At 66.7% G+C, this 14,894-nt stretch carries 15 protein-coding genes; 10 read left to right on the top strand and 5 right to left on the bottom strand.

All coding sequences use genetic code 11. The features are described from left to right. Nucleotides 1–83: 83 nt before the first annotated feature. Nucleotides 84–959 (bottom strand): GNAT family N-acetyltransferase, encoded by an 876-nt coding sequence (locus tag CWS35_RS28335; RefSeq protein WP_100954950.1) that lies wholly within the window; start codon nt 957–959, stop codon nt 84–86. Nucleotides 960–1,059: 100 nt separating this feature from the next. Here CWS35_RS28335 and CWS35_RS28330 point away from each other — a divergent pair, with 100 nt between their 5' ends. From CWS35_RS28330 to CWS35_RS28320, 3 genes are read left to right on the top strand one after another with little or no spacing between them, the layout of a single operon-like run. Continuing rightward, the gene (locus CWS35_RS28330; RefSeq protein ID WP_024582262.1) at nt 1,060–1,305 is read left to right on the top strand and encodes a phosphopantetheine-binding protein; all 246 of its coding nucleotides are present in this window, start codon (nt 1,060–1,062) and stop codon (nt 1,303–1,305) included. Beyond that, nucleotides 1,292–2,671 carry a class I adenylate-forming enzyme family protein gene (locus CWS35_RS28325; protein ID WP_100954949.1) on the top strand — a complete coding sequence of 460 codons (1,380 nt, stop codon included), beginning with the start codon at nt 1,292–1,294 and terminating at the stop codon, nt 2,669–2,671. The genes CWS35_RS28330 and CWS35_RS28325 overlap by 14 nt, the downstream gene beginning before the upstream one ends. Continuing rightward, nucleotides 2,664–3,395, top strand: coding sequence for an SDR family NAD(P)-dependent oxidoreductase (locus CWS35_RS28320; protein ID WP_100954948.1), 732 nt, complete (start codon nt 2,664–2,666; stop codon nt 3,393–3,395). The genes CWS35_RS28325 and CWS35_RS28320 overlap by 8 nt, the downstream gene beginning before the upstream one ends. On the opposite strand, the gene CWS35_RS28315 is transcribed toward CWS35_RS28320, so the two are convergent. The 4 genes from CWS35_RS28315 to CWS35_RS28300 form a co-directional block, all read right to left on the bottom strand. Beyond that, complete coding sequence (locus tag CWS35_RS28315) at nt 3,392–4,255, bottom strand: DMT family transporter (RefSeq protein ID WP_245438708.1); 864 nt, start codon at nt 4,253–4,255, stop codon at nt 3,392–3,394. The two genes, CWS35_RS28320 and CWS35_RS28315, sit on opposite strands and share 4 nt — an antisense overlap. A 131-nt stretch (nt 4,256–4,386) precedes the next feature. After that, nucleotides 4,387–4,983 (bottom strand): DUF2889 domain-containing protein, encoded by a 597-nt coding sequence (locus CWS35_RS28310; RefSeq protein WP_024582258.1) that lies wholly within the window; start codon nt 4,981–4,983, stop codon nt 4,387–4,389. 179 nt (nt 4,984–5,162) lie between these two features. Further along, nucleotides 5,163–6,719, bottom strand: a complete 1,557-nt coding sequence (locus CWS35_RS28305) for a long-chain fatty acid--CoA ligase (RefSeq protein ID WP_100956731.1) — start codon at nt 6,717–6,719, stop codon at nt 5,163–5,165. Beyond that, entirely contained in the window at nt 6,649–7,443 is a 795-nt protein-coding gene (locus tag CWS35_RS28300; protein WP_029879354.1) for a TetR/AcrR family transcriptional regulator, read from the bottom strand. Before CWS35_RS28300 ends, CWS35_RS28305 begins: the two co-directional genes overlap by 71 nt. Before the next feature lie 96 nt (nt 7,444–7,539). Between CWS35_RS28300 and CWS35_RS28295 the strand changes: the two genes are divergently transcribed. The 7 genes from CWS35_RS28295 to CWS35_RS28265 all read left to right on the top strand — a co-directional run bounded on the left by CWS35_RS28295 (nt 7,540) and on the right by CWS35_RS28265 (nt 14,888). Beyond that, on the top strand, nt 7,540–8,724 hold the full coding sequence (locus CWS35_RS28295; protein ID WP_100954946.1) for a lipid-transfer protein: 1,185 nt from the start codon (nt 7,540–7,542) through the stop codon (nt 8,722–8,724). A gap of 7 nt (nt 8,725–8,731) precedes the next feature. Continuing rightward, nucleotides 8,732–9,187 carry a MaoC family dehydratase N-terminal domain-containing protein gene (locus CWS35_RS28290; RefSeq protein WP_100954945.1) on the top strand — a complete coding sequence of 152 codons (456 nt, stop codon included), beginning with the start codon at nt 8,732–8,734 and terminating at the stop codon, nt 9,185–9,187. Next, on the top strand, nt 9,184–9,591 hold the full coding sequence (locus tag CWS35_RS28285) for a MaoC family dehydratase (RefSeq protein ID WP_100954944.1): 408 nt from the start codon (nt 9,184–9,186) through the stop codon (nt 9,589–9,591). The genes CWS35_RS28290 and CWS35_RS28285 overlap by 4 nt, the downstream gene beginning before the upstream one ends. A gap of 9 nt (nt 9,592–9,600) precedes the next feature. After that, entirely contained in the window at nt 9,601–10,428 is an 828-nt protein-coding gene (locus CWS35_RS28280) for an SDR family NAD(P)-dependent oxidoreductase (RefSeq protein WP_100954943.1), read from the top strand. A gap of 12 nt (nt 10,429–10,440) precedes the next feature. After that, nucleotides 10,441–11,586 carry an acyl-CoA dehydrogenase family protein gene (locus CWS35_RS28275; protein WP_100954942.1) on the top strand — a complete coding sequence of 382 codons (1,146 nt, stop codon included), beginning with the start codon at nt 10,441–10,443 and terminating at the stop codon, nt 11,584–11,586. 309 nt (nt 11,587–11,895) lie between these two features. Further along, nucleotides 11,896–13,554: a thiamine pyrophosphate-binding protein gene (locus tag CWS35_RS28270; protein WP_100954941.1), complete on the top strand. Its 1,659-nt coding sequence runs from the start codon at nt 11,896–11,898 to the stop codon at nt 13,552–13,554. Nucleotides 13,555–13,616: 62 nt separating this feature from the next. Further along, nucleotides 13,617–14,888 (top strand): FAD-binding oxidoreductase, encoded by a 1,272-nt coding sequence (locus CWS35_RS28265; protein WP_100954940.1) that lies wholly within the window; start codon nt 13,617–13,619, stop codon nt 14,886–14,888. The last annotated feature ends 6 nt before the right edge of the window (nt 14,889–14,894 follow it).

Raw genomic sequence — 14,894 nt, 5'->3', positions numbered from 1 at the left:
AAGTGTGAAGCGGCTTTCCGAAGAGATCATGCTCAAACAAGGAGCTCGAGCGCGATGACGATTCAACTCAATCTCATCGCGCTTTAGAGGCCGTAGATCGCAAGCTCGGTATCGGCGAGGTCGCCGAGCTGGGGCTGTTGTGGTCCCCTGAAATACTTCCGGCCCTGCTCTTCACTGTAGCGGCCGGGAATTCCGGCCAGCGGGCCGTTGGCATCGAGGATGACGACAGGCTTGCCGCGCAACAGAAGATAGCGTCCGAGCGCCGCGGCGCAGGCCGTGAAGTCGGCGATCGACGGGCAATAAGCGAGCTGCATCGCGGGCATCGGGATGAAGCCGCGCCGCTTGCGCAACGGCATGAAGATGAACGGCCGCGCGCGGCCGCCGCCACGGCACACCAGGCTCAGATTGCCGTAGTCGGCATGACGCCGCAGCATCGCGGTGTCCTCGCTGTTCACGCCCTCGATCGGCGTGCTGCCGCCGGCGACCCGCGCGACCGACATCGTGGCGCCGCGCCACGACAGCCACGGCAACGCGAAATATTGCCCGCTGCAATAGCGCCGGTAGCCCTGCGCTTCGAGGATCGGCCAGGTCGGCTGCACCGGCGTGACGTTGAAATAGGTGACGTCCTTGCGCTTCTGCACCATCGAGGCGAACAGCGCGCCGAAGTTGCGATATGCGGGGTCAACGTACCAGCTCGAGACGTTGCATCTGTCCGCGATCGCGCCATTGATGGTTCGGCGCGTGCAGATCAGCAGCAGGCAGCCGACGGCCTCGCCGTCATGCTCCATCAGATAGCCGAAGCGCGGCGCATTCGGTGGGATCTCGCGCTTCGCCTGGCGCAGCAGGCCGCGCATCCAGTACTCGCGCGATCTGTAAACGAACCCCCGCGTCAGCAGGTCGCCGACGGCGTCGAGATCCTGTTCCGTGATTTCCCGGATGCGGGGCGGCGGGCTAGCCATCGATTTACCAAGGCCTGCAAAAAGACCGGCAGAGCCGCAGCAAATTGTCGCGGGCCGGCCTATGTTTCTTGTCATAGCTGGCACGGAAAGCAAAAGGCCGATGTCGATAAGGTTAAAGATCATTGCCGAGATGCAGCAGGTTGCGCGGGAGCAGAACGTCACGCTGCCGCCGTTGAATGACGACCTGGCGCTGCACGCTACGGGCCTGGATTCCCTGGGCTTTGCGATTCTGGTCGCGCGGCTCGAGGATGAGACCGGGCGCGATCCTTTCACGGTGTCGGACGAGGTGTCGTTCCCCCTCACGATTGGCGACTTCGTCAGGGCGTATGAGAATGTCCCGGCCTGAGCTTCGGGCCTTGCGCAGTTGGCTCGGCGCCGCGCCCGCGGGCCGGACCATGTCCGACGCCGAGGCACGCGTGTCGCTCAGCTGCATGTCGGAGCAAAGCTGGTTCGCTGGCGGGCTCGTGGAGCTCGCCGGCCGTTCGGTGCTGCTCGATCTGTCGACGCAGCTGCAATCCGCCATCGCGCTGGCCGAGCTCGACGGCGTCGCACGGCGGATGTTGCTGCTGCCATCCGATGTCAGCCCCGATCATCTCGCAGCGCTGGTGACGGCCGCCGCGATTGATGCCGTGGTGTCGGACGATCCCGCGCGCTGGGCCGGCAGCAATATCCCGACATACACAATGTTGGCCGAGCCGCAGCCGTCACGGCCGCCAGCCGACGCAGCCGCCGCGACGGAGTGGCTGATGCTGACCTCGGGCACGTCGGGCGTACCCAAGATCGTCAGTCATACGCTCGCGGGCCTCAGCGGTGCGATCGTCGCCGATACGGTCGCGGCCGGATCGCCGGTGTGGGCGACCTTCTACGACATCCGTCGCTACGGCGGCTTGCAGATCTTGCTGCGCGCCATGATCGGCGGCGGCTCCATGGTGCTGTCGGATCCGCGCGAGGAGATGGTCGATTGGGTCGCCCGCCTGAATGCGCGCGGCGTCACCCACATCTCAGGTACGCCGACGCATTGGCGCAAGCTCTTGATGAGCGGTGCCGCGCGTGGTTTCGCACCACGCTACGTGCGCCTGTCCGGCGAGATCGCGGATCAGGCGATCCTCGATGCGCTCAAGCAGGCATTTCCGGCGGCGTCGGTCGGCCATGCCTACGCCTCGACCGAGGCCGGGGTCGGCTTTGCCGTCAATGACGGTCTGGAGGGTTTTCCCGAGGCGATGCTCGGCGGCGGCCGCGACGGCGTCGACATGAAGATCGAGCACGGCTCGCTGCGGATTCGCTCCGGCCGCGTCGCGACCGGCTATGTCGGCGCCAAAGCGGCATTGACCGATGCCGACGGCTTCGTCGACACCGGCGACATGATCGAGGTGCGCGACGGCCGCTGCTATTTCGTTGGCCGGCGCGGCGGCATCATCAATATCGGCGGCCACAAGGTGCACCCCGAGGAGATCGAGGCCGTGATCAATGCCTGTCCGGGTGTGCGCATGTCGCGGGCGCGGGCGCAGCGCAACCCGATCACCGGCGCAATCGCGGCGGCCGACGTCGTGCTCGCGGATGGCTCGCAGGCCGGCGACCACGCCGCGATGCGTGATGGCATCCTGACTGCATGCCGCGCGGCGCTGGCGCCGTACAAGGTGCCGGCCATCCTGCGCTTCGTGCCCGCGCTGGCGGTGACGCCGGCCGGCAAGCTGGCGCGCGCCGATGCGTAGCATCCTCGTCACCGGCGCAAGCCGCGGCATCGGACTTGCCATCGCCCGCCGCCTGGCGCGCGGCGGCGATCGCGTGATCGCGGTGGCGCGCAGCCGCGGCGCGGAGCTCGACGACGCCATTGCAACTGGGGCCGGCAGCGGCGGAGAAATCTGCTTCAGGGCGTTCGATCTCAGCGAGGTCGATGCGATTCCGGCCTTCGTGCAGGAGCTGCGCCGTGCGTTCGGTCCGATCTTCGGCCTGGTCAACAATGCCGGCATCGGGACCGAGGGCCTGCTTGCGACCATGCACAACAGCCAGATCGAAGCCCTGGTCCGCCTCAACGTGCTCTCGCCGATCATCCTGACCAAATACGTCGCGCGGCAGATGATGGCCGATGGCGCGGGCCGCATCATCAACATGTCCTCGATTGCGGCCGCGACCGGCTACAAGGGCCTCTCGGTCTACGGCGCGAGCAAGGCGGCCGCCACCGGCTTCACGCGGTCGCTGGCGCGCGAGGTTGGCCAGCTCGGCATCACCGTGAATGCGATCGCGCCCGGTTTCATCGATACCGAGCTCACCAAGGGACTGGGCGACGACGACCGCGCGCGGATCGCCGGCCGCAGCGCGCTGCGCCGGCTGGCGACGGCCGACGATGTGGCCGCGATGGCGGAATTCCTGCTCGGCGAGGGTGGTAGCAACATCACCGGCACGGTTCAGGTCATCGACGCCGGCAGTACGGCCTAGCTCTGCCGCTGTGCGAGGTAGAAGCCGGCCAGAACGGTGACCAGTCCCGCTGCCTGCAACGTGGTCGGCGGCTCGCCGATCAGCAGCCAGCCCAACAGCAGGGTCAGCGCCGGTACGATCGCGGGAAAGACCGCCGCGCGGGCAACGCCGAGACGCTGGATCGACTGGGCGAACATATAGAGCGCGGCGGGCCCGGCCAGGATGCCCTGGGCGATCGCCTGTAGCGCATTCTCGTCGAGGCCGATGGCCGCGTCGCGAGCGAGACCACCCGATGCGGCATAGAGCGGAAACAGCGCGAGCGACAGCACGCTGATGACCGTCGCGACCGAGAACGCCGACACACGCCAGTAGCGCACCAGCGTGGCGAAGCCTGCAAACATCAGCCCGGTGAGGACGAAGATCAGATCGCCCATCACCGCGCTCGGTCCCATATGGCCGATCGACTCGCTGCCGATCACGGCAAGGCCGCACACGATGACGACGGCGCCGGCAAGCCGGGAGAGCGAAATCGTTTCCTTGAGCAGGACGACCGCGAGAAACAACCCGCCGAGTGTCGCACAGGAAGGCTGGATCACGCTGCCGTGCCCGAGCGGTACGAACATGAAGCCCGCATAGCTGATGATCGACATCACCGGCCCGCCCAGCATCATCAGCGCCATGCCGCGGCCCCATCCGATGCCGCAGAGATCGCCGAGGCCGGCGCGCAGGACCAGCGGGACGAACACGATGCCCGACCACAGATAGCGGTGCATCAGCAGGTCCACCGGCGTGAACCCGATTTTCAGGCCGTGCCGGGTCGCCACGAAGCCGAGCGCCCAGCAAAGCGACGCGCCGAGTCCGCATGCGATCCCCGGCAACATGGATTTGGTATCGAGAAGGGGTGTCGTCCCGGCGCCGGCCGCGTGTTCGGTCATCGTGGACGACTACGTGACCTCTTGGGGCGGATCAACCCATCCGGATGCAAGGCTGATTGGCGCTGAAGCCGATCGTGTCAGGAGTCCTGCTTCGCCTCGGCCGGCTTTTTCGCAAACTGCGGAAATGTCTCGGCCACGACCGGCCCGTCCAGCCGCCACGAATAGCAGCCGCCGACGAAGAACGGCGGCTCCTTGACGTCGCGCTGGTGATCGAGCGCACCGCGGCCCTGCGGGTCCTTGCCCGAGGTCGCGGTCTGAAACAGCGTCGTCACCGCCGGTCCGAGCAGCTCGGCGAGGTGAGTGCAGGTCTCGAGCTTGCCGATCTTGTGGCGGACCAACTCGCGCCAGCCCTTGCCGATGCGCTCGCCGACCAGGCGCTGCAAGATGCCTTCGACGTCGAGGCAGGACGGGTAGGGCGTCGAGGCCATCGTAGTGCCGGTCTCGCGGATCGTGAAACTGTCGTCGACCGCGAGCCGCAGCCTGATGTCGTGCACGGGATCGTCGGGCTGCTGTAGGCCGCGATGCTTGTCCTGCCGTGCATAGGGCTTGGTGTCGACGAGGCGGGCCTCGACCTCCCACAGGCCGTCGTCGCGGAGAAAGCCGAGGCATTCGACGGAGCGACGGTGCATCAGGCGGCGGCCCTTGCCGTCGGCGTTGGTATCGGGTGCGGACATCGGAACTCGCTCGATTGAATCTGGAATCGATCCAACCGGCCGCGTGCGCTGATGTCAACGGGCGCTGCCCGCGCAGCGGCATGCACCGCGTAGGGCGGGTTAGCCGCAGGCGTAACCCGCCGTCTTTGTGCGGCGAAATGGCGGGTCACGCTTTGCGAACCCGCCCTACAATCCCGCGATCAGCTCACCCGCCGTTCGCGGTTCTCCCAGTATGGCTTGCGCAGCTCGCGCTTCAGGATCTTGCCGGCGCCGGAGAGCGGCAGCGGGGTTGCGGTGATGTCGACGCTGCGCGGGCATTTGTAGCCGGCGATCAGCGCCTTGCAGTGCTCAATCAGCTCTTCCGCTGTGGGGCTGGCGCCGCTCTTCATCACCACGACGGCGTGGACCTGCTCGCCCCAGCGCTCGCTCGGAATGCCGATCACGGCGCATTGCGCCACCGCGGGGTGCTGGGCGAGGGCGTTCTCGACCTCGGCCGAATAGACGTTCTCGCCGCCGGAGATGATCATGTCCTTGACGCGGTCGACGACGTAGACGAAGCCGTCGGCATCCATGTAGCCGCCGTCGCCGGTGTGCATCCAGCCGTCGATCACGGCGCGCGCGGTCTCTTCGGGCCGCTCCCAATAGCCCATCATCACCATATCGCCGCGCACCGCGATCTCGCCGACGGTGCCGAGTGGGACCACCTGATCCAGGGCATCGACGATCTTCACTTCGGCACCCAGCGTCGCCCGGCCGGCGCCGCGATGCCGGCCCTTGGCGCGGCCGTCGCCGATATGCTCCTTCCAGTGCAGCAGCGTCGCGATCGGCGACAGCTCGGTCATGCCGTAGGCCTGGGTGAATTCGACATGCGGCAGGGCCTTCATGGCCCGCATCAGCACCGCGTCGCTGATGACCGATGCGCCGTAGGCGATCCGCTTCATCGACGACAGGTCGTAATTGCCGAGCGTCGGATGATCGACGAACATCTGGATCATGGTCGGCACCAGCAGCACGTCGGTGATGCGCTCCTTCTGCACCGCGGCCGCGACGCCATCGGGCGTGAAGCTCTGGATCACGACGTTGGATCCGCCGGACAGCAGCACCGAATACATCGCCGCGCCGTTGGCGAGGTGGAACATCGGCGCCGCATGCAGATAGATCGTGCTGCTGGGCCACAGGCCTTCGCCGAGCGCATTCAGCGCGTTGGCCATCAGATTGCCGTGGCTCAGCATCACGCCCTTGGAGCGGCCGGTGGTGCCGCCGGTGTAGAAGATGCCGGCGAGATCGTCGCGGGTGCGCATCGCATCCGGAATAGGTTCGCTACGCGCGATCAGCGTCTCGTAATTCTCCATGCCGGCGGGCGTTTCGCCCTCGTCGGCATAGATCAGCTTGAGGCCGGGGATCGCGCTTGCCAGCGTGGTACCGACCGCTGCGAACGCCTTGTCGACGAACAGGATCGTGGCGCGGCAGTCGCGCAGCGCGTCCTCGTTCTCGATCGGCGACCAGCGGATGTTGAGCGGCACGATCACGGCGCCGGCCCAGCCGACCGCCAGATAGAGCTCGAGATAGCGGTCCGAGTTCAGCGACAGGATCGCGACGCGGTCGCCGGTCTCGGCGCCCAGGCTGCGGATGCCGGCGGCGAGGCGGGCGACCCGTTCGCCGACCTCGCGCCAGCTGCGGCGTCGCTCACCGCAGACGACTGCGAGCCCGTTTGGATTGACCTGCTGCGCGCGCCGCAGTCCGTGCGTGATGTTCACCTTCATCCTCCCTTGGTGCGTTTCCGTTGCGAGGCGGTTTGTCCGCCTTCTCTGCAGCCGGAACGGCTGCCTTCTGCGCTGTCTTGCGCGTTGTTGTCGTGGCAATCCCCTCGGTGAGGCGGATTGCGAATTCCTCGGCGACCGCGCGTCCGGTCATTTCGCCGCCGGGCTGAAACCAGTGCCCGATCCAGTTCAGCGAACCCGCAATCGCGAATGCCGAGAGCTTCGGGTCGCACTGTTTCACCGAACCGTCCTTGATGCCATCGGCGATATAGTCGCGGAAGGCGCGGTCGATCCGCCGCTTGGCGGTCTGCACGATCTTGCGATTGTGTTCGCTGAGATCGCGGATGTCGAAGCGGACCAGGCTCTTGCCGTAGTCCTCGGTCATCAGCTCGGCATAGCGGACGATCAGCTTGCGCAGCTTGGCAAGCCCGCTGCCGCTGCCCGCCGATGTTTCGGCGATGCATTCGTCGACCAGTTCGTTGCCGAGCGACCAGCACTCGTAGAGAATCTCGTCCTTGCCGCGGAAGTAGTTGTAGAGCGCCGGCTTGGTGATGTTGAGCCGCTTGGCGACCTCGTTCAGTGTGGCGCGGTGATAGCCCTGTTCCAGGAACAGCGCGACGGCCGTGCGCAACACCGCCTCGCGCTTTTCGTCGCGGGCACGGCGCCGGCTCTCGAACGGCAGCCAGGGGGAGGCGCTGGAAGAGGGGGTATGTTCGTCCATCTCGTGAAGCCGATGCCGCATTGACTCTGCGTGATGCGACGTATATTACCCATGGGTAACAAATAGTCCAGCGGGTAATTTTCGGGAGGACACGCGATGACGTCACGCACCTATGTTGCCGGGGTCGGCATGATCCCGTTCGTCAAGCCCGGCGCCAATGCGCCGTATCATGTGATGGGAGCGGAGGCCGCGAAGCTCGCGCTCGCCGATGCCGGTCTCGACTACGGCGGTGTGCAGCAGGCCTATGTCGGCTATGTCTATGGCGACTCCACCTGCGGCCAGCGTGCGCTCTATCCGGTCGGCATGACCGGCATTCCGATCGTCAACGTCAACAACAACTGCTCGACCGGCTCGACCGCTTTGTTCCTGGCGCGGCAGGCGATCGAGTCGGGTGCGGCCGATTGCGTGATGGCGCTCGGCTTCGAGCAGATGAAGCCCGGCGCACTCGGGGCCGTGTTCACTGATCGTCCGAGCGCGTTCGACGATTTCGACGCCGCCGCCGACAAGCTGGTCGACGCGCCCGGCGTGCCGCTGGCGCTGCGCTATTTCGGCGGCGCCGGCCTCAGCCATATGAAGAAATACGGCACGCCACTCTCGGCGTTCGCGAAAGTGCGCGCCAAGGCGAGCCGCCACGCCAAGAACAACCCGTTGGCGCTGTTCCGCAAGGAGGTCACCGCCGACGACGTGATGAACGACCAGGTGATCTGGCCCGGCGTGATGACGCGGCTGATGGCGTGCCCGCCGACCTGCGGCGCCGCTGCCGCGATCCTGGTCTCGGACAAGTTCGCCGAGCAGCACGGCCTTAACAAGCAGGTCCGCATCGCCGCGCAGGCGATGACGACGGATACGCCGTCGACCTTCGGGGCCTCCGACATGATGCAGGTGGTCGGCTACGACATGGCGCGCGATGCCGCCAACAAGGTCTATGAAGCTGCTGGCATCGGCCCAAAGGACATTGACGTCGTCGAGCTGCACGACTGCTTCGCGCATAACGAGCTGATCACCTATGAGGGGCTCGGCCTGTGCGGGCAGGGCGAGGCGGCGAAGTTCATCGACGACGGCGACAACACCTATGGCGGCAAGTTCGTCACCAATCCTTCCGGCGGGTTGCTGTCGAAGGGGCATCCGCTCGGTGCCACCGGCCTCGCACAGTGCTACGAGCTCACGCGGCAGTTGCGCGGCACCGCTGCGGCGACGCAGGTGGAGGGCGCGCGGCTCGGCTTGCAGCACAATCTCGGCCTCGGCGGCGCCTGCGTCGTGACGCTCTACCAACGCGCCTGAGGTCACCATGGTCGATCAATCCGCTGTCGGGCGTACATTCGCGCCCGTGACCGCGCGCGTCGAGCCGGGGCGTCTGCGCTTCTTCCTCGACACGCTCGGCGACACCAACCCGGTCTATCGCGACGGGGCGGCCGCACGTGCGGCCGGCTTCACGGCGGCGCCGGTGCCGCCGACCTATCTGTTCTGCCTGGAGATGATGGACGCGCCCGATCCGTTCGAATTCCTGACCGCGCTCGACATCGATCTCGCCCGCGTGCTGCATGGCGAGCAGCGCTTCGACTATCACGCGCCGGTGGTCGTCGGCGACACGCTGACCCTGACGTCGCGTGTCACCGAGGTCACCGACAAGAAGGGCGGGGCGATGACCCTGATCGTCATCGTCACCGCGGTCACCAACCAGAGCGGCATTCACGTCGCCGATACCTCGCGCACGGTCGTGGTGCGCAATTCGAGGCCGTCATGAGCGCTGCCATTCCGTCGGTCGGCGACCGCCTGGTCCACAAGGAGTTTTCGCCGATCACCCGCCATCGCCTGGCGCTGTATTGCGGCGCTTCGGGGGATCACAATCCGATCCATGTCGATCTCGATTTCGCCAAGGCGGCGGGTTTCCCCGACGTGTTCTCGCACGGCATGCTGGTGATGGGCTATCTCGGTCAGGCGTTGACCGATGCGGTCGCGCCGTCGCGGATCCGCTCGTTCTCGACCCGCTTCGCCGCCATCACGCAACTTGGGGCGAAGCTGACCTGCGAGGGCGTGGTGACCGAGCTGATCGAGCATCATGGCGAACGGCGCGCAAAGCTCGCGCTGACGACCAAGGACCAGAACGGCGAGATCAAGCTCGTCGGCGAAGCCATCATCGCGCTGTAGGGAGAGATCATGTCGAAGCTGCAAGGGAAGGTCGCGCTGGTCTCCGGATCGGGGCGCGGCATCGGGCGGGCGATTGCGCTGAAGCTCGCGAGCGAGGGCGCGCGCGTCGTGGTCAACGACCTCGATGCCGAGCCGGGCGACGCCGTCGTCGCCGAGATCAAGGCCATGGGCGGCGAGGCGATCGCGGTCAATGGCAGCGTGACCGAAGCCGGTTTTGCCGATCGTTTCGTAGGTAGCGCCATCGAGCAGTTCGGCGGCCTCGACATCATCGTCAACAATGCCGGTTACACCTGGGACTCGACGATCCAGAAGATGACCGACGAGCAGTTCCAGGCGATGCTCGACGTCCATCTGGTCGCGCCGTTCCGCATCATGCGTGCAGCGTCGGAGCCAATCCGGGTGTTGGCGAAGAAGGAGGCCGAGGCCGGGCGCGAGGTGTTCCGCAAGGTCGTCAACATCTCTTCGATCGCGGGCCTCTACGGCAATGCCGGACAGGCAAGCTATTCCTCGGCGAAGGCCTCGCTGATCGGGCTGACGCGGACGATGTGCAAGGAGTGGGGCCGCTACAAGGTCAACGTCAATTGCGTGGCGTTCGGCCTGATCAACACCCGCCTGACCCAGCCGATCGAGACCCAGCAGAAGACCATCGACGTCGCCGGCCGCGACATCAAGGTCGGCGTGCAGCCGCAGATGCTGGAGGCGATGGGCCGCATGATCCCGCTCGGCCGCGGCGGCACGCCGGAAGAGGCAGCGGACGCGGTCTATCTGTTCTGCGCTCCGGAATCGAACTACATCAGTGGCCAGGTGATCGTCGCCGGCGGCGGTCTGCTCATCTGACACGAGGATAACATGCACTACCGATCGTCCTGGATGACCGAGGAGCTGGACACCTTCCGTGACCAGTTTCGCAAATTTCTTGCCAAGGACCTGGCGCCGCATGCCGAGACATGGCGCGCGCAGAAGCTGGTCGACCGGTCCGCGTGGCGCGCGCTCGGCGAGATGGGGGCGCTGCTGCCGAGCGTGCCCGAAGCCTATGGCGGCCTGGGGACGACCTTCGCCTATGACGCCGCTGTCCTCGACGACCTCGAGAGCACCGTCCCGGAATTGACCACCGGCGTCTCCGTGCACAGCGCGATCGTCGCGCATTACATCCTCAACTATGGCTCGGAGGAGCAGAAGAAGCGCTGGCTGCCCAGGATGGCGTCCGGCGAGATGGTCGGCGCCATCGCGATGACCGAGCCCGGCACCGGCTCCGACCTGCAGGCCGTCAAGACCACGGCGAAGAAGCAGGGCAATTCCTATGTCATCAACGGCCAGAAGACCTTTATCACCAACGGCCAGGCCGCCGATCTCGTGATCGTCGTCGCGCGCACCGGCGCCGCGGGCGCCAAGGGCATCTCGCTGATCGTGGTCGAGACCGCCGGCGCCGAGGGCTACCGCCGTGGCCGCAACCTCGACAAGATCGGCCTGCATGCCTCCGATACCTCGGAGCTGTTCTTCGACAATGTCACGGTGCCGCCGGAAAACCTGCTCGGCAACGAGGAGGGCAACGGCTTCGTGCAACTGATGCAGCAACTGCCGCAGGAACGGCTGTCGCTGGCGATCGGCGCCGTCGCCTCGATGGAGCGCGCAGTGAAGATCACCGCCGAATACACCAAGGAGCGCACCGCGTTCGGCAAGCCGCTGATCGAATTCCAGAACACCGCCTTCACGCTGGCCGAGCGCAAGACCGAGGCGATGATCGCGCGCGTGTTCGTGGACTGGTGCGTCGAGCGGCTGGTGGCCGGTGATCTCGACACCGTGACGGCCTCGATGGCGAAATGGTGGTGCTCGCAGAAGCAGGTCGAGACCGCCGACGAATGCCTGCAACTGCACGGCGGCTATGGCTACACGCAGGAATATCCGATCTCGCGGATGTTCATCGATTCCCGCATCCAGAAGATCTATGGCGGCACCAACGAGATCATGAAGGTCCTGATCGCGCGGTCGTTGTAGGGCGGATTGGGCTGCTAGTTTCGTCATTGCGAGCGAAGCGAAGCAATCCAGCTTTCGGCTTTCTGGGTGGGCATGGATTGCTTCGCTTCGCTCGCAACGACGGCGGATGGGACCTGGGCCGGGACCCGTTCTGCAGAATCGACCGGCTGCGCAAGTCGCCAGCACACCTTTTCCCACCGCATAGCCCAATGCGGCGGCCGCATCCCGCGGCGAGTTCGGCCTTGCGCCACATTCCGGTCTATCATACCCCCGTCGGACCACGTTCCGCGCGACCCGCCAGGCGCGCGCCAATGCCCGCAGGGAGCCCTCATGACCAAATCGAACGCCCGCACCGGAGGCCAGATCCTGATCGACCAGCTGGTCGCGCAGGGAGTGGAACGCGTCACCTGCGTGCCCGGCGAGAGCTATCTGGCGGCGCTCGATGCCCTGCATGACAGTCCGATCGACGTCGTGATCTGCCGCGCCGAGGGCGGGGCTGCGATGATGGCGGAGGCCTATGGCAAGCTGACCGGACGTCCGGGCATCTGCTTCGTCACCCGCGGCCCCGGTTCGACCAACGCTGCGCACGGCGTGCACATCGCGATGCAGGACTCGACCCCAATGATCCTGTTCGTCGGCCAGGTCGACACCGGCATGCGCGAGCGCGAGGCGTTCCAGGAGCTCGACTACAAGGCGGTGTTCGGCACCATGGCGAAATGGGCCGTCGAGATCGATCGCCCCGATCGCATCCCCGAGCTGGTCGCGCGCGCCTTCCGCGTCGCGCTACAGGGCCGCCCCGGTCCGGTCGTGATCTCGCTGCCGGAGAACATGCTGACCGAAACCGCAGCGGTCGCCGACGCGCCGAAGGTCGAGCCCGCGGCGACCTGGCCGGCACCGGCTGACCTCGAGCGCCTCGGCGCCATGCTCGCATCCGCCCAGGCGCCGATCGTGGTGCTCGGCGGCTCGGCCTGGACCGCTGATGCCGCCAAGGGCATCGCGCGCTTTGCCGAGCGTTTTGATCTCCCGGTCGCGACCTCGTTCCGGCGCGCGTCGCTGTTCGACGCCGATCATTCGCACTATGCCGGCGATCTCGGCATCGGCCCGAGCCCGAAGCTGAAGGACCGTATCACCGGCGCCGACGTCATCCTCTTGATCGGTGGCCGGATGTCGGAGATGCCGTCATCGTCCTACACGCTGCTCGACATTCCCGTGCCGAGCCAGAAGCTGATCCATGTCCATCCTGGCTCGGAAGAACTCGGCCGGGTCTACCAGCCGACGCTGGCGATCCAGGCGACGCCCGCCGCCTTTGCCGCCGCGGTCGAGAACATGAAGCCCTCGGCCGCGCCGGCCTGGAAGGGCGAGGCGGCAAAGGCGCATGCGGACTATCTGGCCTGGACCGACAAGCCGCGCGAGCTGCCGGGCAGCTTCCAATATGGCGAGGTCGTCACCTGGTTGCGCGACCGCTTGCCGAAAGACGCGATCGTCTGCAACGGCGCCGGCAACTACGCCGGCTGGATTCACCGTCACCATCGCTTCCACAGCTTTGCCGCGCAGCTGGCGCCGACCTCGGGCTCGATGGGCTATGGGGTGCCGGCGGCCGTGATGGCCAAGCGGCAGCATCCGGATCGCGTCGTCGTCGCGTTCGCCGGCGACGGTTGCTTCCTGATGAACGGGCAGGAGTTCGCCACCGCCGTGCAGTACGACGCGCCGCTGGTCGTCGTCATCATCGACAATGCGCAATACGGCACCATCCGCATGCATCAGGAGCGCGACTATCCCGGCCGGGTCGTCGGTACCCAGCTCAAGAATCCGGACTTCGCGCTGTACGCCAAGGCGTTCGGCGGCCATGGCGAGCGGGTCGAGCGCACCGAAGATTTCGCGCCGGCGTTCGAGCGCGCGCTGGCTTCCGGCAAGCCGGCGATCCTGCACTGCCTGGTCGATCAGCGTGCGCTGTCGGTCGGCAAGGATTTTGTCCCCGGGCAGGCCTGATCCGGAAAAGTGCGAAGCGGTTTTCCGAAAGAGATCATGCCCAACAGAAAGGCCACACGCTGATGGTGCAGCCGGCCGGCCGTCACGTCGCGATCATCGGTGCCGGCGCGGTCGGCGTCATCAGCGCCATCGAGGCGCTGCGCGAGGGCCATCGCGTCACGCTGATCGATCCGGGCGAGCCCGGCGGCGAGCAGGCGGCGAGCTACGGCAATGCCGGCTGGCTGTCGTCGCATTCGGTGATCCCGCCGGCCGAACCCGGCACCTGGAAGAAGGTGCCGGGCTATCTGATGGACCCGCTCGGGCCGCTGGCGATCCGCTGGTCGTACCTGCCGAAGGCCTTGCCGTGGCTGGTCAAATACCTGCTGTCGAGCCGGACCGAGGCGCAGGTCGAGGCCACCGCGCGCGCGATGCGCGACCTGCTCAAGGACGCGCCGCTGCTGCACCGGCAGCTCGCCGAGGAAGCCGGCGTCCCCGACCTGATCGAGCGGCGCGGCGTGATGCACGCGTTTCCCTCGCGCGCGCCGTTTGACAAGGATCTCGGCTGGCGCATCCGCAAGCGCGTCGGCATCGAATGGCTGGAGCTCGACGAAAACGAGATGCGCCAGCGCGAGCCCGACCTGCATCCGCGCTACAAGTTCGGTGTCGTGGTCGAGGAGGCGGGCCGCTGCCGCGATCCCGGCGCCTATGTCGCGGCGCTCGCCGCGCATGCGATCGCGAACGGCGCCGAGCGCGTCGCTGCCAAGGCCACCGGCCTCAAGCTGTCCGGCGACAGGCTCGTCGCCGTGATCACCGAGAGTGGCGAAATTCCCTGCGACGCCGCAGTGGTCGCCGCCGGCGCGCGCTCGAAGCAACTGACCGCATCGATCGGCGATCGGTTGCCGCTGGAAACCGAGCGCGGCTATCACGTGATGATCGAACATCCGGAGTGCGGACCGCGCAATTCGATCATGGCATCCGACGCCAAGATGGTCGTCAACTGGACCGACAAGGGCCTGCGCGCCGCCGGCACGGTGGAGATCGCGGGGCTCGACGCCGAGCCGAACTGGCAGCGTGCCGAGATCCTGCGCGACCATCTGCTCGGCATGTTCCCGAAACTGCCGCGGGATATTCCGCCATCGCGGATCAAGACCTGGTTCGGCCATCGCCCGAGCATGCCCGACGGCCGCCCCTGCATCGGCCACAGCCGCGCCACCCGCGACGTGGTCTACGCCTTCGGCCACGGTCACGTCGGCCTGGTCGGCTCGGCCCGCACCGGCCGACTGGTCGCGCAACTGCTGAGCGGAAAGCCGCCGGAGATTCCGCTGGCGCCGTTCGCGCCGTCGCGTTTCCTTTAGGTCAGT

This window comes from Bradyrhizobium sp. SK17, from assembly GCF_002831585.1.
In the GTDB taxonomy this organism is placed as follows: domain Bacteria; phylum Pseudomonadota; class Alphaproteobacteria; order Rhizobiales; family Xanthobacteraceae; genus Bradyrhizobium.
This window is presented reverse-complemented; position numbering and strand designations above follow the sequence as displayed.

Coding starts and splice junctions, on each gene's coding strand:
- CWS35_RS28325 (WP_100954949.1), top strand. CDS start 1,292: ATGTCCCGGCCTGAGCTTCGGGCCTTGCGCAGTTGGCTCGGCGCCGCG.
- CWS35_RS28285 (WP_100954944.1), top strand. CDS start 9,184: ATGAGCGCTGCCATTCCGTCGGTCGGCGACCGCCTGGTCCACAAGGAG.
- CWS35_RS28310 (WP_024582258.1), bottom strand. CDS start 4,983: ATGTCCGCACCCGATACCAACGCCGACGGCAAGGGCCGCCGCCTGATG.
- CWS35_RS28295 (WP_100954946.1), top strand. CDS start 7,540: ATGACGTCACGCACCTATGTTGCCGGGGTCGGCATGATCCCGTTCGTC.
- CWS35_RS28320 (WP_100954948.1), top strand. CDS start 2,664: ATGCGTAGCATCCTCGTCACCGGCGCAAGCCGCGGCATCGGACTTGCC.
- CWS35_RS28330 (WP_024582262.1), top strand. CDS start 1,060: ATGTCGATAAGGTTAAAGATCATTGCCGAGATGCAGCAGGTTGCGCGG.
- CWS35_RS28265 (WP_100954940.1), top strand. CDS start 13,617: ATGGTGCAGCCGGCCGGCCGTCACGTCGCGATCATCGGTGCCGGCGCG.
- CWS35_RS28300 (WP_029879354.1), bottom strand. CDS start 7,443: ATGGACGAACATACCCCCTCTTCCAGCGCCTCCCCCTGGCTGCCGTTC.
- CWS35_RS28290 (WP_100954945.1), top strand. CDS start 8,732: ATGGTCGATCAATCCGCTGTCGGGCGTACATTCGCGCCCGTGACCGCG.
- CWS35_RS28335 (WP_100954950.1), bottom strand. CDS start 959: ATGGCTAGCCCGCCGCCCCGCATCCGGGAAATCACGGAACAGGATCTC.
- CWS35_RS28270 (WP_100954941.1), top strand. CDS start 11,896: ATGACCAAATCGAACGCCCGCACCGGAGGCCAGATCCTGATCGACCAG.
- CWS35_RS28275 (WP_100954942.1), top strand. CDS start 10,441: ATGCACTACCGATCGTCCTGGATGACCGAGGAGCTGGACACCTTCCGT.
- CWS35_RS28280 (WP_100954943.1), top strand. CDS start 9,601: ATGTCGAAGCTGCAAGGGAAGGTCGCGCTGGTCTCCGGATCGGGGCGC.
- CWS35_RS28315 (WP_245438708.1), bottom strand. CDS start 4,255: ATGTTGCCGGGGATCGCATGCGGACTCGGCGCGTCGCTTTGCTGGGCG.